Genomic DNA, 22471 nt, shown 5'->3' on the forward strand with positions numbered 1-22471 from the left:
TCAGGCGCGGAAGTCAGTGGAGTCGCGCGCCCGAGTCCGCGGCGTGCACGGCGAGCCGGTGCAGGCGCCAGCAGTAGCGCAGTTCCTCGGTGTCGGTGAGCAGCGGCAGGACCTGATCGAGGTCGGCGATGCGTTTACGCAAGATGCGCAGGAGTTCGTTGTCGAGGTAGCCGCCGTTGTCCTGCCAGGTGGACACGCAGCCCGCGATGGCCGCGTCGAGTAACACCATTTCGATGCCCGCCGGTTCCGCGCCGCGTAGTCGGTCGGGAAAAGTCGCGCGCAGGTGTTCCTCCCACAGCCGGTCCATGACAGCCTCGCGCTCACTGGTTTTACTCATGCGGCTCATTCTTGTCGATCGAAGGTGGATAGATCGGCAACGCCGGGCCCGTGTTGCCACGGGCCCGGCGTCGATGTCGGCAATTACTGCTTCTGGGTCACCACCGCGTAGAGATCGTCCCAAACTTTCGGCTTCGCCGGTGTCGGGGTCGCCGACCTCGGGGCGCGTTTTGCGCTGGCGTCGAAGGTCGCGTCGGTCGGCTTGTAGGCCGGCTTGCCCTTATCGGTCAGCCAGGTCTTGAACAACGCGTTCGTGCTGCGGCCGGTCACGGCGTTGGCCATATCGATGAAATCCGAGACCTTGGCATTGCCGTACTGGTACTTGGTCAGCCACTCCCGGATCAACCGGAAGAAGACGTCGTCATTGTTGATCGCGCTGCGCAGCGCCTGGATGGCCAATGCGCCGCGGGTGTACAGCTCGGCCGGCAGTACGTCGGCCGGTCCCGGATCGGTCAGTACGACATTCCAATTGATCCGGGTCGAGGTCGCGTAGGCGTAGTCGGCGATTTCCGCCGCGCTGCCGGTGTCGTTCTTCTCCGACCAGAGGTATTCCATGTAACTGGCGAAACCCTCGTTCAGCCAGCCGTCCTTCCAGGTGGCCACGGAGATCGAGTCGCCGAACCACTGGTGGGCGTTCTCGTGCACGACCACCGAGTCGTTCTTACCGCGGCGGAAGAAGCCGTCGGTGTAGGTCGGCCGGGTCTGGGTTTCCAGGGCGAAGCCGCCCATCCGCGCGTCCACGACGCCGCCGGTCGCCTCGTACGGGTACGGGATGAGCGTGCTGGCGAGCCAGTCCACGATCTCCGGTGTCCGCTCGATGCTGGACTTGGCGTTGGCCCGGATGGTCGGGTCGAGGTCGGTCGCGTAGGCGTTCAGGTTCGGCCGGGCCGGGGTGCCCGCGTCCTGGCCGCTGCGCTCGTATTTGCCGATGGCGAGGAAGGTGGCGTAGGTCATCTGCGGCGCCTTGCTCAGCCAGTTGTGCCGCTTCCAGCCCGGAATGGTCTGGGTGACACTGGTTTCGACGCCGGTGGACAGGACGTCGCGATCCTCGGGCGCGAGCACCGAGATCGCGTAGGTCGCCTTGTCGGTCGGGTGGTCGTTGCTCGGGTACCACCATTCGGCGGAGAACGGCTCGTTGGAAATCAGTGCACCGCCCGCGTTTTCGATCCAGTTACGGGCGCCTGCCGCATTCTGTACCCGGGACGGGATGTCGTTATACGCGACCACGGTGGTGAATTCGGCGCCGGGCGCCAGATTCACCGGCACGGTCACGGCCAGTTTGTCTTTGCCCAGGGTGTATTTGGCGGGCTTGTTCTGGATCAGTACCGACTGGGTCTGGAGCAGGAAGTCGAAACCGATGGAGGTACCGGCCTTCAAATCCTGCTTGGCCTTCGCGGTGATCGTCGTTGTGCCGGAAAGCCTTCCGGAGGACGGATCGAATTTCAGGTCTATGCTGTAATTGGAGACATCGTATGCGGCGCTGCCGATATTCGGGAAATTGGGGTCGCCGATTCCGGTGAGGTTCGCCGCGGAGGCCGTGCCTACATTCGAAGCCAATGCTGCGACCACCAGCAGTGGAACAGCTCGTGCCGAGGTCGTGCGCAACAAGTGAAAACGTCTCATGGTATACGAACTCCAATGTGTCAGACACAGGGGTAATTTCGAGCAGATACCCAGAGAATCACAGTGGAGTACCCCATCTCCAGTGGAGATCAACTGGGGATTTCGATCAGGTGAACGGGTATTCCGGAACGTCTCGGAAATTCTGTGCAGAATGCCTAGTTGTGCGGTGTCGGAGATGCTTTCAGCTGATCATCCGGAGCGGGTGGGGGACTGAGACGCTCACGCATGGAACTGAGCTTTTCGTCGATGGTTCGTCGACGCTCCGGCGGCTTGACTAGGAGCATGACAACAACGAAGAACGACATCATCCTGGTCACCGCGGGCACCGGCAAGGTGGGCCGTCGAGTGGCAGAACGCTTGGCCGACAACGGATTCCCGGTTCGGATCGGCTCCCGCTCGGCGGATCTCCCGTTCGACTGGGCGGACCGGAGCACCTGGGCGCCGGTGCTCGACGGCGTCCGGGCTGCGTTCGTGATGTACACCCCGGACATCGGGGATCCCCGTGCGGGAGAGACCATTCGGGCGTTCAGTGAGCTGGCCGTGGCGAATGGCGTGCGGCGGCTGGTGCTGCTGTCGGCGCGCGGTGAGGATCAGGCCGCCGCCGCCGAGGCGGCGGTGCGCGAGAGCGGCGCCGAATGGACTGTCCTGCAAGCGGCTTGGTTCAACCAGAACTTCGACGAGGGCGTCTTCACGGACATGGTGCTCGCCGGTGCGGTCGCCTTCCCCGCGGGCCAGGTCCTGGAGCCGTTCGTCGACTCCGCTGATCTCGCCGCCGTCGCGGCGATCGCGCTCACCGAGGACGGGCACGCGGGCCGGAACTACGAACTCACCGGCCCGCGGCTGCTGACCTTCGGCGACGCGGTGGCGGCGATCGCGCAGGAGAGCGGGCGGGACGTGCAGTACATCCCGGTCACCGGTGCGGAGTTCGGTGCGGTGCTGACCGTCGAGTTCGGGATGCCGGACGAAGAGGTGGCCGGCCTGATCGACATCTTCGCGACGCTGTTGGACGGCCGCAACGCCCACGTGACCGGCACCGTCCGGCAGCTCCTGGGCCGCGACCCGATCGACTTCGCCGACTACGTGCGCGACGCGGTGGCGGCCGGCGCGTGGAAGTAGCCGGGATGCCGAAAGAGCAAGCCAGGTCTGATGTTTCAGACCTGGCTCGCCGGACGGGATCAGCCGAACGTCACCTGCGCGGTGACGGCGAGCGTGGACAGGCCGTTGGTGCGACAACCCTGGTTGGGCGTCGCGCTGCGCGCCGCCACGGTGATCGCGTCACCCTTCAGCTGGCCGCCGGTGACGGTGGCGCTGAATGCCAGCCCGGTGATCGGGTCGGGGGAGATCCGCCAGTCGAACGTGCTGTCGGCGCCGGACACCCAGCCGATCGTGCCGCTACCTTTCGCGGTGACCAGCAACCCGCACGGATTGAAACCACCGGCGGTGGCGGTCGCCGCGCCGGTGCCGGTGAGCTTGCCCGCGCGCAGGTCGGCATGTTGACCGTTGCGCGAGGCGCAGCCGCTGAGGTCGCCGCTGACCGACACCTTCGCGTCGCCACCGGCCCGCAGCGGCGGGGTCAAGGTCAGGTCGAGCGTCGCCGAGCAACTCAGATCACCATCGGCGGCCTGGGCCGGAGCCGCCGGAAGGATCGCCAGGGCCACCGCGAGGGGCGCTGTCGCGGCCATCATCGTCAGGATTCGCATACGTCGGGCCATCTTCGTACCTCCTACTACTGTGCTGTTCGCACGCTGCTTCAGGGGACGAGCAAGCCACCGGTGGAATGTGTCTCCGCCGATGGCGGCATCACCCTACGATTTCCTCCGCGTCAAGACCCGAAAGACATTGCCCCCCAATGCGTGACGTGCGGAAACGGGGCAACTGGGGAACATGACGACGACCCCGGCACTGTGGCCGGGGTCGTCGCGTGGAGTCCGGGGGTTAGACCGGGACACCGCCGTAGGTTCTGCGGTGCTTGGCCTCGAGGAAGGACAGGACCCCGAAGGCCATGAGGCCGAGGGAGATCAGGATGAGCAGCCATGGGCCGAACGGCTTTCCGACGAAGTCACGCAGGACCGCATCGATACCCTTGGCTTCGGCGGGATCATAATTCAGCCCGGCGACCACCGCGGCGATACCGATCGCGATGACGATGGCGCCGCGGGCGAGGTAGCCGATGCGGCCGAGCCAGATCACGGCCGCACGGGCGCCGTGGGTCATCCAGCCCATACGCAGGTCGTCGACGAACTGGAGGCTGAGGCCGAGAATGGTCTGCCAGATGCCGAAGGCGATGATGGCCAGGCCGATCACCAGCACGACCACCTGGCCGCCGTCCCAGCTCAGGATGCGGGCGGTCAGGTCGCGGGCGATGGCGTCGCTCGGTTTCGGCGTGCGGCCGTGCACCACGTACCGGAAGGTGCCCAAAAAGGCCAGGGCATAGACGATTCCGGAGACGATCGCGTAGAAGCGATGCCCGCCCGAGTAGGTCCTTCGCGCACTGGCGATCTGGGTGACGCGCCAGACGACCAAGGCGGCGAAGCCGAACAGCAGGATCCAGAGCAGAAGGTAGCCAAGGGGTTTGGTCGCGATGGCCGCCAGCGCGCCGCCGCCGTCCGGCTCGTGCTCGGCGATGCCGATGGCCAGCATGAAACCGATGATGCCGATGGTGATGTAGGCGATGCCGCGCGCGATGAAGCCGAAGCGTGCGGCGGTTTCCACGCCGCTCGATGTGGTGGACCTACGCCGGCGATAGTCGCTGGCCCGGCGGCCCCAGCCGGATCGTCCGCGGCCGCCGCGCACGGTGCCGACTCGATCGCGTCGTCGATATCTGGTGGTGTTCCGGAAGATACTCATGGTTGTTCCTCATCTCTTCAACGGGCGTAATGCCCACTTCCGGTCGATTGACACCCCGGTGCTCGAGCCGAGATCCGGTGTGGGGCGGGCCGACTGGGGAATGCGGTCACCGCGCGATCAGCGCTGCTCGGAACGGGTTGTGACACAGCCCATACCGCGATTGACCGACCTGGGGAGAAATTGATCGGACGAATCGCCTACGGTTCAGAACGTTATGAATCTCTCTGTGACAGTCGTGCACCTGGTTGCCAGGTTGCATGTGGATCTCGGCCGGCTGGCCGCGCAGCTGTGTCGCTGACGCGCGCTCAGCTCACCGGATCCCCTGATTGTCTTGGATGGTTCTCTTGTCTTCACCTAGTTCGCGTAGCCGTGCCCTGAATCCGGCGCGTTGGTCGTTCGGCGTCCAGATCCTGCTCGGTTTGGTCGTCGGTATCGCGGCGGGCTTCCTCGCCCGCGCCACCGGCTCCGCCTGGCTCACCAGTACATTGACCCAGGTCGGCAGCATCTTCGTGCAGTTGCTGAAGCTTGCGGTGCCGCCGCTGGTGTTCACCGCGGTGCTGGTCAGCGTTGCCGGACTGCGGCACGTCACCAATGCCGCGCGGCTGGCCGGTCGCACCCTGCTGTGGTTCCTGGCGACCGCGCTGATCGCGGTCGCCGTCGGGATCGTGCTCGGGCTGATCACCAATCCGGGTCGCGGTGTCGAATTGACCCTGGTCGGTGCGAAGACCCCTGACTCGAAGGGTGGCTGGACCGACTTCCTCACCGGCATCATCCCGACGAACGTCGTCGGCGCGTTCACCGGCAACAATGTGTTGCAGCTGGTGTTCCTCGGCGCGGTGCTCGGCGTCGCCGCGCTCAAACTCGGCGAGCGGGCGAAACCCTTTCTGACACTGGCCGAATCGGTACTGGAGCTGGTGCAGAAGGCGCTGTGGTGGGTGATCCGGCTGGCGCCGATCGGCACCGCGGGTCTCATCGGGAAGGCGATCGCCAGCTACGGCTGGGGTCTGCTGCGGCCGCTGGCGACGTTCACGATCGCGGTCTACGCGGGCTGCCTCATCGTGATGGTCGTCGTGTACCCGATCCTGCTGCGCGTCGTGGGCGGCGTGAACCCGCTCCGTTTCTATGCAAAGGCTTGGCCCGCAGTCGAATTGGCCTTCGTGTCGCGTTCGTCGATCGGCACGATGCCGCTGACCCAGCGGATGGTCACCGAAAGGCTCGGTGTCCCACGGGAATACGCGTCGTTCGCGGTTCCGTTCGGCGCGACCACGAAGATGGACGGCTGCGCCGCCGTCTACCCGGCGTTGGCCGCGATCTTCGTCGCCCAGATCACCGGCACCCACCTCGACCTGCGCGACTACCTGCTGATCGCGTTCGTCTCCGTGGTCGGGTCCGCCGCGACCGCCGGCCTCACCGGCGCGATCGTCATGCTCACCCTGACCTTGTCCACCCTCGGCCTCCCGCTGGCCGGCGCAGGCCTGCTCCTGGCCATCGACCCGATCCTCGACATGATCCGCACCGCGACGAACGTCGCCGGCCAGATGGTGGTTCCGGTCCTCGTCGCGAAACGCGAAGGCATCCTCGACCAAGAGACCTTCGACGCGCCCTCCGCGCCACTGACCGCGCCCGAACCGGAGCCGGAACGGGAAGCGGAAAAGGTTCCCGTGGCCGCATGACGACACCGGTGGACCTTGTCCGCCCGGTGCGCCTCTGACCTCGTGAATCGGCGGTTGTCGTCTGGTTGACCCAGGGTGCGGTGGGTATAGCGAGGCGACGACGGAAGGAGCCGGCATGTCACGTGGGAAAGAGGACGAGGAGCCGAAGGGTGGGCGGCCCGGGCCGACGGATCAAGGGGGTGCGGGTGGGATGGCTACCCGTGAGGTGGAGGCCGAGCAGGACAGTGATGATCAGGAGTCGGGGGACTGAATCGATCAGCCTGCTTGGCGGTTGGTCGGGTCGGTGGGGTGGTACGAGCGGGCGATCAGGGCGGAGCGCAGGTACCAGAGGCCGGAGGGTTGGGAGGGGTCGAAGCCGGTGAGCTGGCCGATGCGCTTGAGCCGGTAGTCGACCGTGTTGGTGTGGACGTGCAGGGCGCGGGCGGTGCGCTGGCGGTTGAGATTGTTGCTGATGTGCATTTGCAGGGTTTCGAGCAGTTCGGTGTGCTCGTCCAGTGGAGTGAGGACGGCGCCGAGGTATTCGCGCCCGGGGCCCGGTCGGGTGAGCTGGTACTCGAGGGCGAGTTCGTCGAATCGATAGAGGCCGGTGACGCAGTGCAGGCGGTGCACCATGTCGAGGAGTTCGTGGGCCTGGTCGACGGCGCCGGGGATCTGTTCGGGGGTGGCCTGCACGAAGGTGGCGGTGATGCCGACCTGCGCGGCTTGGGACAGGCCCTCGATGAGTGCGTCGAGTTGCTCGTCGGGGTGCTGGTCGGCGGGCAGCAGGATGGTGCCGCCGTCGATGCTGAGCAGGGACAGGGCGTTGCCGCCGCAGCGGGCAGCCAGCTCGGCTTGAGTGCGGCGTAGCTTGCGGCGCGCGACTACCTGCGTATTGAGCGCGGGGTTGCGTTCGTCGCGGTGGCGTGGAATCGACACGGCGAGAACGGCATACGACTCGGCGATGGCGATGCCGCACTCGCGGGCCATCGTCGAGGTCGGCCGCCCGCCGAGCAGGGCGGAAGTGAGCGTGTGAACCGCCGTGTGGTGCTCGCTGACCGCGGCGCGCAGTTCGCGGAAGTAGGCGCGGGAAATGGCCGAGGTCAGCGTGTGCAGGATCTCCATGTTCAGCTTCGAGCCGTCGACGAAGTTGTCGAGATCCTTGACCGTCAGGTTCGAGACGACGAGGTCCATGCCCATCTGGAAGCCGGCGTGAATGGCGTTGTGGATCGCGTCGATCGGCACGCCCTCGCGCGCCCAGCCGGCCGCGGCCTCCTCGAGCTGTTCGACCTTCGCCGGAATGTTGTGCCCGTCCAGCATGCTGGCGGCGAGTTCGAGGCAGACCCGGGTGATCGTGGTGACGTCGCCGTAGATCGCTTCGCCGGGCAGCGTCCCGCACGGCACCACATTCTCGACGAAGTGGCCGACCATTTGCCGGGACAGCGCTCGCACATCGCGCAGCGGGGTGGACATCGGTTTCCCGGAGATCGTCAGATTCGGCCGGATCGGACTGTCGACAGCCATGACAACTCCTTTGTCAGCATTAGCTATGTAGCAGGTTCACATTAACTGCGGCTTGGTGGTCTGCGGCGTTTACCAGCCAATTTGTGAGAACAGGAGGGTGCGGCGCGCTGGTAGCTGTGATTGATCACAGCGGGAGGGTGCGCGGGCGGGGCGCGTCCGCTAACATAAGTGAAGACTTATACAAGGAGGTTGCTATGCCCCTGCTCACCGACCCTGCGGCTATCGCCGGGCTTGTCGTTCGCGAGGTCCGCACCGGATCGCGCGACGGCTCGCCGACCCGGATCGTGATCGCGCGCCGTACTTACGCCACCGATCAGAGCGATCTGTGGGACGCGCTGACCAATGCCGACCGGATACCGCGCTGGTTCCTGCCGGTCAGCGGCGAATTGAAGGTCGGCGGGCGGTTTCAGACCGAGGGCAACGCGGGCGGCGTCGTGGAGGAGTGCGACGAGCCGCAGCGGTTCGCCATCACCTGGGAGATGGGTCCGCAGGTGTCGTGGGTGACGGTCACGCTGACCGTCGATGGCGCGAGCACCGTGCTGGAGTTGGCCCATGAGGCGCCCGTCATGCCCGAGTTCTGGGATCAGTACGGTCCCGGCGCGGTCGGTGTGGGCTGGGATCTTGCGTTGATGGCGCTCGGTCTGCATCTGGCGACCGGCGAAGCGGTGGACTCGACCGAGGGGATGACGTTTCCGACCACGCCCGAAGGGCTGGTGTTCGTAGAGGTGGCGGCGAAGGGGTGGGCGGACGCGGCGGTCGCCGACGGTGATGATGCGGCCGCGGCGCACGAGTCCGCGCAGCGGACGATCACCTTCTACACGGTTGAGCCCGAGGACACTCCAGAGTCCTGATGGCGGGTTCGGCGGAGAAGATTTTCGAGGCGCTCGGTGATCCGGTGCGCCGGTACATTCTCGAACTGATGGCGGGCGGCGAGGCGGCCGCGGGCACGGTTGTCGCTGCGGTGCAAGGATATACGCGGATCTCCCAGCCTGGTGTTTCGCAGCATCTCAAGGTGCTTCGGGATGCCGGGTTGGTGAGTGTTCGGGCGGAGGGGACACGGCGGTTCTACGCGCTCGACGCCGACGGGGTGGCGGCGGCGCAGGCTTGGTTGGCTCAGCTGGTTGATCCGTTGGCGCAGTTCGCTCAACCGCTGGATGCGCTTGCTACCGAGGTTGCGCGTGGTCGGCGGGCTCGGCAGGCGGAGCCTGGTCGGGGTGCGGGAGAGTCGTCCGAGCAGGATGTCCGGCCTGCGTGAGTGGGCGTCGAATTCTGTTGCGGACGGGTGGGTTTGCGTGACGTCGAGGTGGTGGGCGGTGCCGCGTCGACCGCCCTCGGCTCGGGTCGTTCGCGGTGTTCGTGTTGTCTGGTGGTGTGAGATCGAAGGTGGTTCGGGATGGGGTCAACCTGCTGGCGTGGTTGGCGGTGCTGGTAGGCGTTGCCGGGGTCGGGTTGCACTTCAGTCGGTCGGAGTCTCGGATATCGGTGCTGGCCGCTTCGGGTGCGCCGTACCTGATGGCGTGTGGGCTGGTCGGGGCCGTGGCATTTCTCGCGATGCGGCGGTGGGTCGGAGCCGGGGTGGCGATCGTTGTCGTCGCCGGTGCGGTGTGGACGCAGGCTCCGCTGTATTTCAGCAGCTCCGGCGACGACGGTGGGTCTGCGGTGAATGCGATGCAGGCCAACCTGTTGTTCGACGGTGCCGATCCGCGAGCGTTGGTCGATGAAGTGCGTGCGCGGAATATCGCCGTGCTCACCGTCAATGAGCTGACGCCCGCAGCGGTCGAGGGTCTCGGTAAGGCGGGCCTCGATCAGTTACTGCCGCATCGGTATCTGTCTCCTGGCAGAACGGCGACCGGTACCGGGATCTGGAGCAGCTATCCGTTGTCGGAGACTGTCGAGTACGACGGGTTCGTACTGAACCAACTCTCCGCGACGGCAACGATTCCGGACATCGGGCCGGTAGCGACCTACGCCTTCCACCCGGTGCCGCCGGTCTACGGCACATCCGTCTGGGCTGACGAATTGTCCCGCCTGCGTGAGATTCTCGACCGGTCGCCAGCAGACCGCCCGGTGCTCGTCGGCGGCGACTTCAACGCGACCTATGACCACGCCCAGTTCCGCGCGATGCTCGCGGGCCGGTTCGGTGACGCCGCCGACCAAGCGGGTGCCGGCCATCTGGTCACCTATCCAACCGACAAGAGCTGGCCGCCCGTGGTCGGCATCGACCACTTCCTCGTCGCCCGAGGTCGTGCAGTCGAGGTAGAGACAGTGCGCATGCCAGGCGCGGACCACCGTGCCCTGTATGCCCGCATCCTCCTCCACCATCCACCCCGGCCGAATCCTTGACCCTCACCGCCAAACCCAACTATGCCTACGAACCGGACCTCGCCCAAGATCTGCACCCGCTCTCGGGAGACGCACCGAAATCAGTGCCCTAAAGCCGGTGCGTTTCCCGAGAGAGAGTGCGGATTCTGTTGCCGAGAGTGCCGTCCGGGTGCGGGGTTCGTCGCGCGTAGGGGCGGTCCGCAGCGTGTCGCTGGTGTCGAGTCCGCGGCACAGCGACCGCATCGCTGAGAAGCAGTGCACCCTGACCGAGCGACCGGCTGAGCGTCCGAGCAGCGAGCTTCGAGTGGCAGGCGGTGGGCCGTGGGCCGTTGGGCCGTGGGCGGTAGGCCGTGACCAGCGGGCAGATGGGACGTGGGTTGTTCCGCGGTGCGCTCGACAATCGAATTCCTAACGCTCGGTGCCGAATTCGGGCACCGGTGTTTCGCTGGTGCCGGGCTTGGCCCGGGGTGCATCGGTGGTGTCGATCTCACCGCGGCGGACGACGATTACGCCGCCGAGAATCAGTGTGCCGCCGAGCAATTGGATGGCGCGGGGGGCTTCGCCGAGCAGGGCCCAGGCGAAGAGTAGTGCGGCCAGGACTTCGAACAGTGCGACGAAGGAGGCCAGGCGGGAGCCGAGCAGGCGGGTGGCGGCGATGCCGGACACGTAGGAGAGGGCCGCCGTGACCACGCCGAGGACGAGGACCGGTGGCCACCAGGACACGGTGAAGTGCTGGAAGACGACCGGATTCGTGGTGGCGTGCAAGGGGACGATGCCGACCGCGCCCGCGGCGAGCAGGCCGAGTCCGCCGATGAGGAGTCCGCCTGCGGCGAGGACGGTGCCCGGCAGCGTGCCGTCGCCCTGCGCGGAGAGCACGAAGTAGCCCGCCGCGCCGATCATCGCGGCAAGGGCCCAGGCGAGGCCGATCCAGCTGGTGCTCATGCCGGAGCGCAGGTCGATGACCAGGAACAAGCCGGTGATGCCGAGCGCCGCGCCGGCGACCGTCGCGGCGCCGGGCCGTTGCCGATGGCGCAACCACAGCCAGGCGACGACGGCGATCGGGGCCGTGTATTCGATCAGGAGTGCCACGCCGACGGCCATGTGCGCGACGGCGTTGAAGTAGGCCAGCTGCGTACCGGCCACGGCGACCAGCCCGTACGCGGTGATCAGAGATGCGTTGCGGCGCAACAACTGCCAGTCGCCGTGCAACTGCTGCACCGCGATCGGGATCAGCACGGCCGCAGCGACCAGTACCCGGACGGCGACGACCGATGCCGCACTCCAGCCGCCGTTCATCAAGCCGCGGGCCAGTGAACCGGACAGGCCGAACGACGACGCCGACAGCACCGCCAGGATCAGTCCGGATCGGAGCCGCTGAACGGCCGTGTCATGAGTCATCGTAGCCATGGGTAATGACGCTATGGGTGGGCATGTAATATGTCAACATGATTTTTGCTCATGACACCGAGGAGTCGCTGCTGGCTGCGGTGGAGCTGGTGAATTCGGCCGAGGAGCCGGATACGCTGACCGAAATCGACCAGCTGGACGCGTTTTTCGCCGAACACGTCTACACCGGCGTGCATACCGGCGACGCCGCCGAGCTCGCGGCGGTCCGTGCCCTGCGCGCGCCGCTGCGCCGGATGCTCACCAGCGATCGCGACACGACGACGCGGCTGGTGAACGAGACCCTGGCCGAGCATCGCGCGGTGCCGCAACTGGTCCGGCACGGGAAAGTGGACTACCACATTCACGCAGTGCCGCCCGAGGCACCGTTTCCGGTCCGGATCGCCGTCGAGACGGCCATGGCGCTGATCGATCTGATCCGCACCGACGAGCTGAGCCGGCTATCGATCTGCGCGGACAACGCGTGTGAGGGAATCGTGCTCGACCTGTCCCGCAACCGATCTCGGCGCTATTGCAGCACGGCCTGCGGAAACCGCAACGCGGTCGCGGCCTACCGCGCGCGGAAGAAATGATCGCGGACCGGGTAAACCGGCCGTTAGGATAGGCTTTTCCGCACGAAATGGATAGCGCAGATCTCACATTGCGTGATCCGTACACCAGGTTTTACTGTCGATTTGCACGCCAAGCTGGATGACCAGGGGGGACCCGGGCGATTGCCCGGTTCCGTAGTCGACCAAAGGCGGTAATTCATTGACCGACGACCGATCGATGTTTCGAACATGGTGGCGGGACCCGGTCGATTACCGTGCCCTGGTCGAAACGTTCGAATCGCACGGCGCGCTCGGTCGGTTCAAGTTCATGCTCGGTGCAGGCGGGCTGGTCATGCTGCTGATCGCGGTGCTCGCGTCGATCGCGCAGGGGGACGTCGCGGGGTGGGTCGGGCAGGTGCAGGGCGCGGTCGAAGCGACGGTCGCCGGATTGTGGACGTTGCGCTGGTGGTTCTTGCCGTGGCCGCGCGAAGCCGAGTCGCTCGTCTGGATCGTGCTTTTCGATATCGACACCACTGCCAATGATTTGCTGGTGCACGATCGCGTCGTCGGAGTTCTGGGTGTCGTACTGCTGACCGCGATGGGGGCGTACGTGACCGTATTCCACGGTCCGCGGATTCTCGCGTTGCATGTCGGGTGGACGCTGCTCACGAGTGTGGTGCTGGCCTTCCTGATGTTCCGCGGCGAGTTGGCGGGCGGAGTGCCGGACCATCATTGGGAAGATCTGGCCCTCGGGCTGGCGGTCGTTCTGGTCATGCTGGTCGTGGTCGGCGTCATGCTCCCGTTCGTGCAGTTCTGCCACTGGCTGCTGCGCGCGGACGCGCTGTCCGACCCGTTGACCGGGCTGCTGAACCGCCGCGGCCTCGACGCCCGGCTGTCCGGGCACATCGTGCACTGCCGTCGCGAATCGGCGTTCGTCGCGACGCTGGACATGGACCGGTTCAAGGCCGTCAACGACACGTTCGGTCATCCGTTCGGCGACGAGGTGCTGATCCGGACAGCGCAGCGCATACGCGAAGCGGTCGACTCCGACGCGCTCATCGCCCGCACGGGCGGTGAGGAGTTCGTGATCGTCGGCTGCCTGCGCGAAGACGCCGCCGCCGTCGGCGAACGCTTGCGCCTGGCGATCGAGTCCATGCCCGGCCTCCCGCTGGCCATCACCGCGAGCGTCGGAGTCGCGGTCCTCGACGACTCGCGGACCGCCGGCCCGTACAACGTGGCCACCTACCGCCGCCTGCTCCGCGGGTCCGATTCGGCGATGTATCGCGCAAAACGCCGCGGCGGCAACGCCGTTGCCATCGCGGGACAGGACGAACCGCTGCCCCGTCCGCGCCGCAAACCCTCCGGCGTTCCGGAAATCCATCCGACACCGCCTGCCGAGGAGTTCGGACTACACACCCGCTCGGTGCGCCCGCCGGTATAGCTGGTCAAAAAAGGTTGCAGCGCAGAGTGTTTGCCGAGAGACTGCGTGGATGGGCGCATTGGACGCGGCTGCCGCGCGCGTGGCGGGTGGGGCTACGGTGCGGATCCGGCCTGTCGGTTCTTCGATGGTGCCGTTGATCCGCAGCCGCGAGCTGGTGACGATCGCGCCGGTCGATCCGGCGACGATCGAGGTCGGCGACATTGTGCTGGTCCGGGTTTCGGGGACCACCTATCTGCACCTGGTGACCGCGATCGCCGGTGACCGGGTGCAGATCGGCAACAATCACGGCCGGATCAACGGATGGACCAGCCGGGCAAGGGTTTTCGGTCTCTGTACCGAGATCGAGGGCGTGCCGCGCAGGAACGTCGACGGCAAGATCCTCCGTCCGGCCGAGTGAGTTCGCGGCACTTCTCGTTCCCGAAGCCCGGCGATGCGATCTACGGTGGCTGCATGACTTCGAGCGACACTCCTTGGGAACCGCCCGTCGCCGGGACCGAAGCCGAGCACCTGGTCGGTGCGCTCGAGCGTCTGCGGGCCACGTTCCGATGGAAGGCCGACGACCTCGACTCGGCCGGATTACAGCTCCGGATCGGCGCGTCCGCGCTGACGCTCGGCGGACTGCTCAAGCACCTCGCGCGGGCCGAGGACGAGATGTTCAGCCGAAAACTCAGCGGCACGCCGGTCAGCCCACCCTGGGACGCCGTCGATTGGCATGCGCATCCCGACTGGGATTTCGAGTCGGCCGCCGCCGACGCTCCGGCAGCGCTCTACGCGATCTGGGACGACACCGTCGCCCGCTCGCGGGCGAAGCTCGACGCGGCCTTGGCCCACGGTGGCCTCGACCAACTTGTCCATCTCGCCTGGCCCGACGGCCGTCACCTCAGCCTGCGCAGGCTGGTCTGCGACCTGATCGAGGAGTACGGCCGCCACACCGGCCACGCAGACCTGCTCCGGGAGGCCGTGGACGGGCGCGTCGGGGAGGACCCGCCGCCCGGCTGGCGTCCACGCAGCGCCGGCTAGCCGCACGTGAGCAGGGTCATGGTGCCGCCCGCACGGATGCGGCGTAAGTTCGTTAATTAGCGAAATACCGAAAGGTGGTGGGCGTGCTCGACGAGTGCAAGGCGTTGGCGAACGAGACCCGCCTGCGCGTTCTGGAGTGGCTCAAGGAGCCGGAGGTGCACTTCCCCGGGCGCGGCGACACGGCCGAGCTGGGCGTGTGCGTCGGTCTCATCCAGCAGAAGGCCGGCACGTCGGCCTCGACCATCTCGGCGCATCTGGCGATCCTGCAACGCGCCGGATTCCTCTGCGCTACCCGGCGCGGCCAATGGATCTACTACCGCCGCGACGAGGCCCGCATCCGCGGCTTCACCGAACAACTGCACCGCGTTCTCTGACCTACGAAAGGCAACGTCCTATGTCGACTGCACTGTCCATCCTCGACCTGGCGCAGATCGCGCCCGGCCAGTCCGCGCGCGACAGTTTCGACAACAGCGTCGCCCTGGCGCGGGCCGCCGAACGTAGTGGCTACCAACGTGTTTGGTACGCCGAGCACCACAACATGGCTTCCATCGCGTCGAGCGCCACCAGCGTGCTCATCGGGCACGTCGCGGCGCACACCGACACCATCCGGCTCGGCTCCGGCGGCATCATGCTGCCCAACCACTCGCCGCTGGTGATCGCCGAACAGTTCGGCACGCTGGAGACGCTGTTCCCCGGCCGGATCGACCTCGGCCTGGGCCGGGCCCCGGGCAGTGACCAGAAGACGATGCACGCGCTGCGCCGCAACCCGTCGTCGGCGGACTCGTTCCCGCAGGACGTGCTGGAGCTGCAAGGGTATCTGAGCGGGCATTCCCGGATCTCCGGCGTGCAGGCCGTGCCGCGCGCGGAAGGGATTGTGCCGCTGTACATCCTGGGCTCCTCGCTGTTCGGTGCGCAGCTCGCCGCGCAGCTCGGCCTGCCCTACGCGTTCGCGTCGCATTTCGCGCCGGACGCGCTGCATCAGGCGGTCGCCGTCTATCGCGAGACCTTCCGGCCGTCGGAGCAGCTGGCCGAGCCGTACGTGATGGCCGCCGTCAATGTGTTCGCCGCCGAAGACCGCGAGGATGCGCTGGCGCAGAAGCAGATCTCCTGGCGCACCCGGACCCGGATGTTCATCAAGCGCGGCGCCGCCGACGTCGACTACAGCGACGCGGAGATCGATGCGTTCCTCGGCTCGCCGAACGGCCGCCAGCTCGCGTCGATGACCCAGTACACGGCCGCTGGCACGCCCGCGGAAGTCGTTGCCTACCTGGAGGATTTCGCCGCCGACATCGCGGCCGACGAGCTCATCCTCGCTCATTCCGCGACGCGGATCGATGATCGCGTCCGTTCGGTCGAGCTCACCGGCGCGGCCATGGCCGCGGAACCGGCCGTCGGCTAACCCAGCGGGCGCGGCGGGCGCTTCTTGGTGACTTCCGTCGTGCCCTGGTGGGCGACGATGATGAGCACCACCAGCAGGGTGACGATTTCGAGGGTGTTGAAGGCGAACTGGTCGGCGACCGGGGCGGCGGCCTCGTCGACCACCGGCGGTGGTGTTGCCCCGACGACGAATCGTCCTGGTGCGGGCGCAGTTTCGGGTGCAATGGGGGCCGCGACCGGGGCGGTCGCCGGTAAGAAGAAGGATAGTGGCGGGCTCAGGATCGGGGACGGGATCAAGAGGGGGAACGACGGTGTGGGCGGGGTCGGCGCGGTGGAGAGGGCGAGCAGGCAGGTCAGTACGGCACTGCCGGTGACCGCGCTGCCGACCGCGGCGCTGCCCAATGCCGAGCCGCTGGAACCGAAACCCGGTGGGATGACCACGGATCCGGCCGAACCGACGAACGCCCACCAGGGTGGGGCGAGCATGCCCGGTCCGATCAGGCCGGAGCCGGCGGCCGATCCGAGGAACAGCAGCGCGCCCGCCGTCACGGCGCTGCCCGCGCAGGCGGTGACGACGCTGCCGCTGTCGAGACCGAGGACGGCGGGGTTGGCGGTGGCTCCCGTTGTGGGTGTGGCACTTCCGGTGGTCTCGGCGTCCGCGTCGGCGGCGGGGCCGATGTCGAGAATCGCGTTCGTGGTGGGGAGCGTCGGCGGCTCCAGCGACAGGTGGCCGCCGTCGGCCGCGCTGCCGGTCGCTGCCTCCGGGGTGACGGCGCTGCCGGACGCGATGTCTTCGTGGCCCGCGCTGCCGGTCGGAACATCCTGTGGGGCCGCGCTTCCCGTTGGGGCACCCGAAGCGGCTGTGTCTGCGGCGGGCGCTCCTTCCGTGGCCGTAGTGCCGGTAGGAGCGTCAGGCGTGGACGGGTCGCCAGGTTTGGCCGGATCACCAGACGGGACGGCGGGTGTGGGGCTGTCTCCGGCCGGGGCATCAGGTGACGGGTTGCTTCCGTAGGTGATCGCCGGAGGCACCGGTGGTCCGAACGGAATCGCCGTTGCGTCCGTCGGCGAGACATCCTGCGGCGCTGCGCTTTCCGTCGTGACGTCGGAGGTAGGCGGCGGACTCGGTATTACCTCGTCGGCCGTGGACCGGCCACCGAACAGCACGGCCGCCGGAACGAACGCGCTCACCACCACCAAACCGCGTGCGCCCCTGGTGATTCGCGGCGCGACGCCACCGGACGTCCTCCGAGTGCGTTTCATTCGTTGTGGGTGACCGGTCCGATGGAGCCCTGCTCGTACTGCGATTGGGCATAGGTGAAGGCGTCTTTGGGAATGCCGAGCACCCCGGAGAACGGTCGCTCCAGGTCGTGGATGGCGAGCAGGGACGAGCCGATCACGATGCCGAGCAGCGCGGTCATCGCGAGGCTGCGCCGGGTCACCTGCATACCGGTCAGCACCGGGTTCAGTAACACCAGGGCGGCACCGAAACACAAAGCGATGTACAGGAATTGGGGGACGGTGCGGGCCGCGTCGATGGCGCGGTCGTGGCGCGCCTGGGTCACCCGGTCGATGCCGGCCAGCGCGCGAGCCCGGGCCTCGATCACGATCGGATCCGTCGACCGGACCGATACGACGGCGTCGCGCAGGGAATCGAGCGTCTTGCCGGTCGACTCGCTGAGCCTGCTCTCGCGCTCCATGACCGGCCACTCGGTGGTGAGCACCTCGTCGGTGTAGGCGAGCACCTTGTCGTGGATGCGCTGCTGGTCCGGTCCCGGCATCGCGTGGATGGCGAGGTGGGTGTCGACCAGGCCCTTGGACTCGGTGATCGTGTGGTTGTACGCGTTCTGGTTCTGGTTCCAGCAGGCCACGAAGACGAACGCGAGGACCGCGGTGAAGATGGTCTTGGCCAGGTCGAGCGCGAGGTGACTGGACGACTCGTCGCTGTTCTGCCGCCATGATTTCGGGCGAACCCGGTCCCCGACAACCAAAACCCCCACCGCGATCGCCGCGGCGCAGATCGCGACTAGCAATTCCTGAGCCATCTCACTCCACTTTCCCGGGCAAAGTCGGTGCAAATGATTTCCGAGTGCATGGTTGAGCGGCCGAGGCGACCCCGGCATGGGCATATTAGTACAGCAACGGTCGAAGATTAGCCCTGGTGAGGTGCCGTAAGTTGGCGACGTTACCGAACTGTGATCAACCGCGAATAAGTTGAGCGAATTTGCAGCAAATGACAGTTGGGAGTCGGCCTATTTCGAGGAACCGGCGCGAGATCGGGCACCGTAGCGGGGCGTTCGCCGGTATTCAGGGCAAAGGGCGGCAGTCCGCGACAAGGGCGGTCGTATTGTCGGTTCCGCCGGCTTGCAAGGCGCTGTCCACCAGTGTGTCGGCGGCGTTCGCGGGTGACTGCTCGCCGGCCAGTATCGCTTTGATCGCCGCGATGTCGAGGCGTTTGTGTACGCCATCGGTGCTCAGCAGCAGCCGACCGGTGCTGGAGCCGGTGGTGGCGGTGCCGATGTCGGCCGGGCGCACCGTGCGCGCGGAGGTGATGACCACGTGGTCGAGGCGGGGCGCGGCGCCGTAACCGCGGGTGCGCCAGAATTCGCCGACGGTATGATCGGTGGTGATCTGGTGCAGGACGCGGCCGTTCCAGCGGTAGGCGCGGCAGTCGCCGACCCAGGCGATATCGCCCGGACCGTCGGGCTGTCCGGCGGAGGGCAGTACGGCGACGACGAGGACGCTGTCTGCTTCGTTCTGCGGAAACTGGCGGAGCAATTCCGCTTGAGCGCCAAGGATTCCCGCGTGCGCTCCGTTGCGAGCGCCGATGCGGGCGGCGAACTCCGCCGCGGTGCGCGCCGCCCGGGCGGCGGCCAGATGATCGCCGATGCCGTCGGCGACGACGAACGCGGTGCGTCCGGTGGCCGGATCGCTGAACGCGGCCGCGGCATCGGCATTGAGCGAGCGAGAACCGCGTCTGCTCAACGACTCCCAGGTGGTGCCGGTCAGCCGCACTACTTCGGGGTCATGGCCATCGGTGACAGGTGCCGAGCACATGGCCTGACCTCCTTGGGCGGGTCCTTGCTGCGTGCCGATCGGCACTACTCCAGTAAACCGCTCGAACCCGTGGCGTCGGCAACAGTTTGCCGTGCAGTTCCTGTGAAGCCCATTACGGTTTGGTCTCTTGGCGTGATCCCGACAACGGTACGGCGAGTTGGGCTTTGACCCGTTCGTAGGTCGGCAACGTCTCGTAGCGGTGCACGGATTTGTCCCGGACGAACAGATCGTTCGACAGATGCCGGTAGGCGGCGAGGTCCTCGGTGATCAGCACCACCACGTAATCCCATTGGCCGACAACGGAATAGCACTGCTGCACGGCGGGTTCGGCGAGCATCCGGTCGCAGAACGCGACGTAGTGGTCGGTGTCGTCCTCGGTCAACTCGACGAGTACCACGGTGGTCAACCCCATGCCCACCGCGCGCGGATCGATCACGGCGACCTCCGCGGTGATCACGCCGCCGGTGCGCAGGCGGGTGAGCCGGCGCTGAACGGCGCTGGGGGAGAGGCCGACTCGGTCGCCGAGCTCGTGCAGGGGCCGGGTGGCATCGACCTGGACGAGCTCCAGGAGCCGGTGGTCGATGTCGTCTAGCGGGAGAACAGTCACGCAAGATTCTTGCGTGCGGGCGGGAAAATTGTCAATCGTGTCCGGCGCCGTTACTTCTAGGGTTCAGCGCATGAGTGATCTGGTCGATATCGAGGTACTGCGGCAGCGGGTGGGGATCAAGTGGGCACGGGCGGGGGCGGGCGTGCTGCCGGGCTGGATCGCGGACATGGATTTTCCGGTACCGGAGCCGGTGCAGGCGGTATTGCGGCGGGCGGCCGAGGGCGATCTCGGCTATCCGGCGTGGGAGGACCGGCCCGATCGCAACCCCTTGCAGGAGGCCTTCGCCGATCGCATGCGGGAGCTGTACGACCTCGCGCTCGACCCGGATGACGTATACGTCTTCACCGAGCTGATCCAGGTCCTGCAGATCGTGTTGCAGCTGATGACCCGGCCGGGCGACGCGGTCGCGATGCACACGCCCGCGTACCCGCCGTTCCTGAAGACGCTGGAAGACATGGGTCGGCGGTTGGTGCCCATTCCGATGATCGAGGGGGCGGACGGGTGGACCTTCGACGCCGAGCGGATGGCGAAGGACATCCACGAGAACGATTGCCGGGCCTTGATTCTGGTGAATCCGAACAACCCGACGGGGCACATGTTCGATAGTGCCGAGTTGTCGGCTATCGCGGAGATCGCCGGTCGGCATGATCTTTTCGTGATCTCCGACGAGATCCATTCCGAGCTCACGCATGAGCGGCGGCGGCACCTGCCGATCGCCTCGCTGGGGGCGGAAATCGCCGGGCGGACAGTCACGCTCAATTCGGCGAGCAAGGCGTTCAATCTGGCGGGGCTTCGGTGTTGTGTCGCTCATGTCGGGGACAGCCGGGTTCGGGCGGCGTTGGCGGCGCAGCCGCCGTTGATGTACGGGCAGGTGAGCGCGTTGAGCGTGCTCGCGACCTGTACCGCGTGGCGCGAGGGCGCCGAGTGGCTGGCACAGACTCGGCGGGTGCTGACCGAGAACCGTGATCTGGTGGCCGAGTCGTTGCCGCCGGGGATCCGATTCCACCGGCCCGAGGCGAGCTACCTGGCTTGGCTCGATTGCCGCGCACTCGAACTCGGCCAGGATCCGGCGGCGTTCTTCCTCGAGCAGGCCAAAGTCCGGCTGCTGCCGGGGCCGGACTTCGGGCCTGGCGGTGCGGGTTTCGCGCGACTGAACTTCGCGACCTTCCGACCGGTGCTCGAGGACATGCTCGGGCGGCTGCACACCGCGGTGGAGAAGCACGTCAACCGTTGAGGGCGTCAGTTATTCGGCCGCGCCGAACCAGTACGCCAGTGCCGTCGAGATCGCCGAGGGGTCGTCACTCGACGCGCAGACATAGCCGTCCGGCCGGACGAGTACCGCCGCCGCGGCCAGCGCGCCGGGATCGACGGTGACGCAACGGATCCGCCTCTTCCAGTCGTCGGCTAGTGGGGCGAAGCGATGGTCCGGGCTGCTGTCCAGCAGCAGCCCGTGTCCGTCTCGCGCGTGCTCGGCGAGCCGGGTGCCGTCGCCGAGGTCGAGATCCGGCATCCGGTGGCCGAGTCCCGGTCCGAGGTCGTATCGGATGGCCAGGCCGGAAATATCCTCGGCTACCTGGAGATTCGCCTCGGGAATCTGCAGCAGCCCGCTGATCATGTCCCGTACCACCCGGGCGTCGGGATGCGGCGCGGTCAGAACGCTCTGCGCCTGGGTGTTCGCCAGCACCGCGGCCGCCACCGGATAGCGTTCGGTGTGGTAACTGTCGAGCAGGTGCTCCGGCGCCCAGCCGTGGATGTCGGCGGCCAGTTTCCAGCCGAGGTTGAACGCGTCCTGTAAGCCGAGGCTCATGCCCTGCCCGCCGAGCGGCGCGTGAATGTGCGCGGCGTCGCCGGCGAGAAACACTCGGCCTGTGCGGTATTCGCCGGCCTGCCTGGAAGCGTCGGTGAACCGGGAAGCGGCTCGCACCTCGCCGAGTTCGATGTCCGGTCCGTAGGTGCGGGTCAGTACGCCCTGGATCTCCTCGGCGGAAATCGCCGTGTCCTTGCTGATTCCGGTCTGGTCGAGGACGCTGAACGTGAACCGGTACACCCCGTCGCGCAGCGGCAACAGGAAAGCGAAATCGGTACGGTCGGCGTCGAATTGGGGCATCGACCAGGACTCGGCCACCCCCGCCGGCTTTCGGCGGAGGGTGATGTCGCAGACCGTCGCGGGGGCGTTCCCGTCTCGGCCGGGGAACTCGACGCCGCTCAGTTTGCGCACGGTGCTGCGCCCGCCGTCGGCGCCGACCAGGTACTGCGCCGTGATCTGCTGCTCGCCGTCCGGGGTGCGCACGGTCGCGACGACCTGTTCATCGCCGGGCGCGAGCCCGGAGTCGATCCGGACCAGCTCGTGTCCGCGGCGCGCCGTGATGCCGAACCCGGCCAGGTTGGCCTCCAGCGCCCGCTCCACATCGGCCTGCACGATCCCGACCTGATAGGCGAATCGACTGTCCAACGCCCCGTAGTTCAACGGGATACCGGAGAAATGTCCCCACTCCACGTTGGCGAAGGCGAATTCGTCCATCCGGCTGAGCCAACCGCGCCAATCCAAGATCTCCGCGGACCGCGGCTGCAAGTTCAGCGCCTTGGATTGTCGGCTACGAGTCGGATCGCGCTCCACGACAACGGCCCGCACCCCCGCCAACCCCAGCTCGTTCGCCAATAACAGACCAGTTGGTCCGCCGCCAACAATCACCACATCGGTATCAGGCACACCCCAACCCTGCCAACCGCATGCCCC

24 protein-coding genes are annotated in these 22471 nt (G+C 67.0%); 13 read left to right on the top strand and 11 right to left on the bottom strand.

All coding sequences use genetic code 11. The annotated features are described in order from the left end of the window. Positions 1-13 precede the first annotated feature (13 nt). Both F3087_RS08925 and F3087_RS08930 read right to left on the bottom strand, forming a co-directional pair. The gene (locus F3087_RS08925) at positions 14-337 is read right to left on the bottom strand and encodes a hypothetical protein (RefSeq protein ID WP_150401372.1); all 324 of its coding nucleotides are present in this window, start codon (positions 335-337) and stop codon (positions 14-16) included. Positions 338-420: 83 nt separating this feature from the next. Then, positions 421-1893: a M1 family metallopeptidase gene (locus tag F3087_RS08930; protein WP_191093860.1), complete on the bottom strand. Its 1473-nt coding sequence runs from the start codon at positions 1891-1893 to the stop codon at positions 421-423. Positions 1894-2241: 348 nt separating this feature from the next. Here F3087_RS08930 and F3087_RS08935 point away from each other — a divergent pair, with 348 nt between their 5' ends. Next, on the top strand, positions 2242-3075 hold the full coding sequence (locus tag F3087_RS08935) for an NAD(P)H-binding protein (RefSeq protein ID WP_150401374.1): 834 nt from the start codon (positions 2242-2244) through the stop codon (positions 3073-3075). Between the two features lie 59 nt (positions 3076-3134). Here the strand turns inward: F3087_RS08935 and F3087_RS08940 are convergent, their stop codons facing one another. Together F3087_RS08940 and F3087_RS08945 are read right to left on the bottom strand one after the other, a co-directional pair. Next, complete coding sequence (locus tag F3087_RS08940) at positions 3135-3671, bottom strand: hypothetical protein (protein ID WP_150401375.1); 537 nt, start codon at positions 3669-3671, stop codon at positions 3135-3137. A 223-nt stretch (positions 3672-3894) separates the two neighbouring features. Continuing rightward, the gene (locus F3087_RS08945; RefSeq protein WP_223884932.1) at positions 3895-4806 is read right to left on the bottom strand and encodes a DUF1206 domain-containing protein; all 912 of its coding nucleotides are present in this window, start codon (positions 4804-4806) and stop codon (positions 3895-3897) included. 335 nt (positions 4807-5141) lie between these two features. Between F3087_RS08945 and F3087_RS08950 the strand changes: the two genes are divergently transcribed. Further along, positions 5142-6479, top strand: a complete 1338-nt coding sequence (locus F3087_RS08950) for a dicarboxylate/amino acid:cation symporter (RefSeq protein ID WP_150401376.1) — start codon at positions 5142-5144, stop codon at positions 6477-6479. Positions 6480-6594: 115 nt separating this feature from the next. Then, positions 6595-6729, top strand: coding sequence for a hypothetical protein (locus F3087_RS47100; protein ID WP_263407201.1), 135 nt, complete (start codon positions 6595-6597; stop codon positions 6727-6729). 5 nt (positions 6730-6734) lie between these two features. On the opposite strand, the gene F3087_RS08955 is transcribed toward F3087_RS47100, so the two are convergent. Next, positions 6735-7979 (bottom strand): PucR family transcriptional regulator, encoded by a 1245-nt coding sequence (locus tag F3087_RS08955; RefSeq protein WP_150401377.1) that lies wholly within the window; start codon positions 7977-7979, stop codon positions 6735-6737. Positions 7980-8173: 194 nt separating this feature from the next. On the opposite strand from F3087_RS08955, the gene F3087_RS08960 reads away from it, so the two are divergent. The 3 genes from F3087_RS08960 (at position 8174) to F3087_RS08970 (ending at position 10322) form a co-directional block, all read left to right on the top strand. Continuing rightward, a complete protein-coding gene (locus tag F3087_RS08960) occupies positions 8174-8830 on the top strand; it encodes an SRPBCC family protein (protein ID WP_150401378.1) in 657 nt (218 codons plus the stop codon). Beyond that, the gene (locus F3087_RS08965) at positions 8830-9234 is read left to right on the top strand and encodes an ArsR/SmtB family transcription factor (RefSeq protein WP_150401379.1); all 405 of its coding nucleotides are present in this window, start codon (positions 8830-8832) and stop codon (positions 9232-9234) included. Before F3087_RS08960 ends, F3087_RS08965 begins: the two co-directional genes overlap by 1 nt. 116 nt (positions 9235-9350) lie before the next feature. Further along, positions 9351-10322: an endonuclease/exonuclease/phosphatase family protein gene (locus F3087_RS08970; protein WP_223884933.1), complete on the top strand. Its 972-nt coding sequence runs from the start codon at positions 9351-9353 to the stop codon at positions 10320-10322. A 387-nt stretch (positions 10323-10709) separates the two neighbouring features. On the opposite strand, the gene F3087_RS08975 is transcribed toward F3087_RS08970, so the two are convergent. Next, a complete protein-coding gene (locus F3087_RS08975; RefSeq protein WP_150401381.1) occupies positions 10710-11708 on the bottom strand; it encodes an EamA family transporter in 999 nt (332 codons plus the stop codon). Between the two features lie 38 nt (positions 11709-11746). Between F3087_RS08975 and F3087_RS08980 the strand changes: the two genes are divergently transcribed. From F3087_RS08980 to F3087_RS09005, 6 genes are all read left to right on the top strand, one after another. Beyond that, on the top strand, positions 11747-12277 hold the full coding sequence (locus F3087_RS08980) for a CGNR zinc finger domain-containing protein (protein WP_150401382.1): 531 nt from the start codon (positions 11747-11749) through the stop codon (positions 12275-12277). A 196-nt stretch (positions 12278-12473) separates the two neighbouring features. Continuing rightward, positions 12474-13676, top strand: a complete 1203-nt coding sequence (locus F3087_RS08985; protein ID WP_223884934.1) for a GGDEF domain-containing protein — start codon at positions 12474-12476, stop codon at positions 13674-13676. A gap of 49 nt (positions 13677-13725) precedes the next feature. Next, the gene (locus F3087_RS08990; RefSeq protein WP_150401384.1) at positions 13726-14073 is read left to right on the top strand and encodes a S26 family signal peptidase; all 348 of its coding nucleotides are present in this window, start codon (positions 13726-13728) and stop codon (positions 14071-14073) included. Between the two features lie 53 nt (positions 14074-14126). Next, positions 14127-14696 (top strand): mycothiol transferase, encoded by a 570-nt coding sequence (locus tag F3087_RS08995; RefSeq protein ID WP_150401385.1) that lies wholly within the window; start codon positions 14127-14129, stop codon positions 14694-14696. Positions 14697-14779: 83 nt separating this feature from the next. Further along, the gene (locus F3087_RS09000) at positions 14780-15070 is read left to right on the top strand and encodes an ArsR/SmtB family transcription factor (RefSeq protein ID WP_223884935.1); all 291 of its coding nucleotides are present in this window, start codon (positions 14780-14782) and stop codon (positions 15068-15070) included. A 20-nt stretch (positions 15071-15090) separates the two neighbouring features. Continuing rightward, on the top strand, positions 15091-16095 hold the full coding sequence (locus F3087_RS09005; protein ID WP_150401387.1) for an LLM class flavin-dependent oxidoreductase: 1005 nt from the start codon (positions 15091-15093) through the stop codon (positions 16093-16095). On the opposite strand, the gene F3087_RS09010 is transcribed toward F3087_RS09005, so the two are convergent. From F3087_RS09010 to F3087_RS09025, 4 genes are all read right to left on the bottom strand, one after another. After that, complete coding sequence (locus tag F3087_RS09010; protein ID WP_150401388.1) at positions 16092-17333, bottom strand: hypothetical protein; 1242 nt, start codon at positions 17331-17333, stop codon at positions 16092-16094. The genes F3087_RS09005 and F3087_RS09010 overlap by 4 nt on opposite strands. After that, the gene (locus F3087_RS09015; RefSeq protein WP_150401389.1) at positions 17330-18115 is read right to left on the bottom strand and encodes a bestrophin-like domain; all 786 of its coding nucleotides are present in this window, start codon (positions 18113-18115) and stop codon (positions 17330-17332) included. The genes F3087_RS09010 and F3087_RS09015 overlap by 4 nt, the downstream gene beginning before the upstream one ends. Before the next feature lie 262 nt (positions 18116-18377). Continuing rightward, a complete protein-coding gene (locus F3087_RS09020) occupies positions 18378-19127 on the bottom strand; it encodes a PP2C family protein-serine/threonine phosphatase (protein WP_150401390.1) in 750 nt (249 codons plus the stop codon). A gap of 112 nt (positions 19128-19239) precedes the next feature. Further along, a complete protein-coding gene (locus F3087_RS09025) occupies positions 19240-19734 on the bottom strand; it encodes an Lrp/AsnC family transcriptional regulator (protein WP_150401391.1) in 495 nt (164 codons plus the stop codon). A gap of 70 nt (positions 19735-19804) precedes the next feature. Here F3087_RS09025 and F3087_RS09030 point away from each other — a divergent pair, with 70 nt between their 5' ends. Further along, complete coding sequence (locus F3087_RS09030) at positions 19805-20968, top strand: MalY/PatB family protein (RefSeq protein WP_150401392.1); 1164 nt, start codon at positions 19805-19807, stop codon at positions 20966-20968. Positions 20969-20977: 9 nt separating this feature from the next. Here the strand turns inward: F3087_RS09030 and F3087_RS09035 are convergent, their stop codons facing one another. Beyond that, positions 20978-22444 carry an FAD-dependent monooxygenase gene (locus F3087_RS09035; RefSeq protein ID WP_223884936.1) on the bottom strand — a complete coding sequence of 489 codons (1467 nt, stop codon included), beginning with the start codon at positions 22442-22444 and terminating at the stop codon, positions 20978-20980. Positions 22445-22471: the final 27 nt, after the last annotated feature.

Origin of the sequence: Nocardia colli, assembly GCF_008704205.1 — a bacterium.
In the GTDB taxonomy this organism is placed as follows: domain Bacteria; phylum Actinomycetota; class Actinomycetes; order Mycobacteriales; family Mycobacteriaceae; genus Nocardia; species Nocardia colli.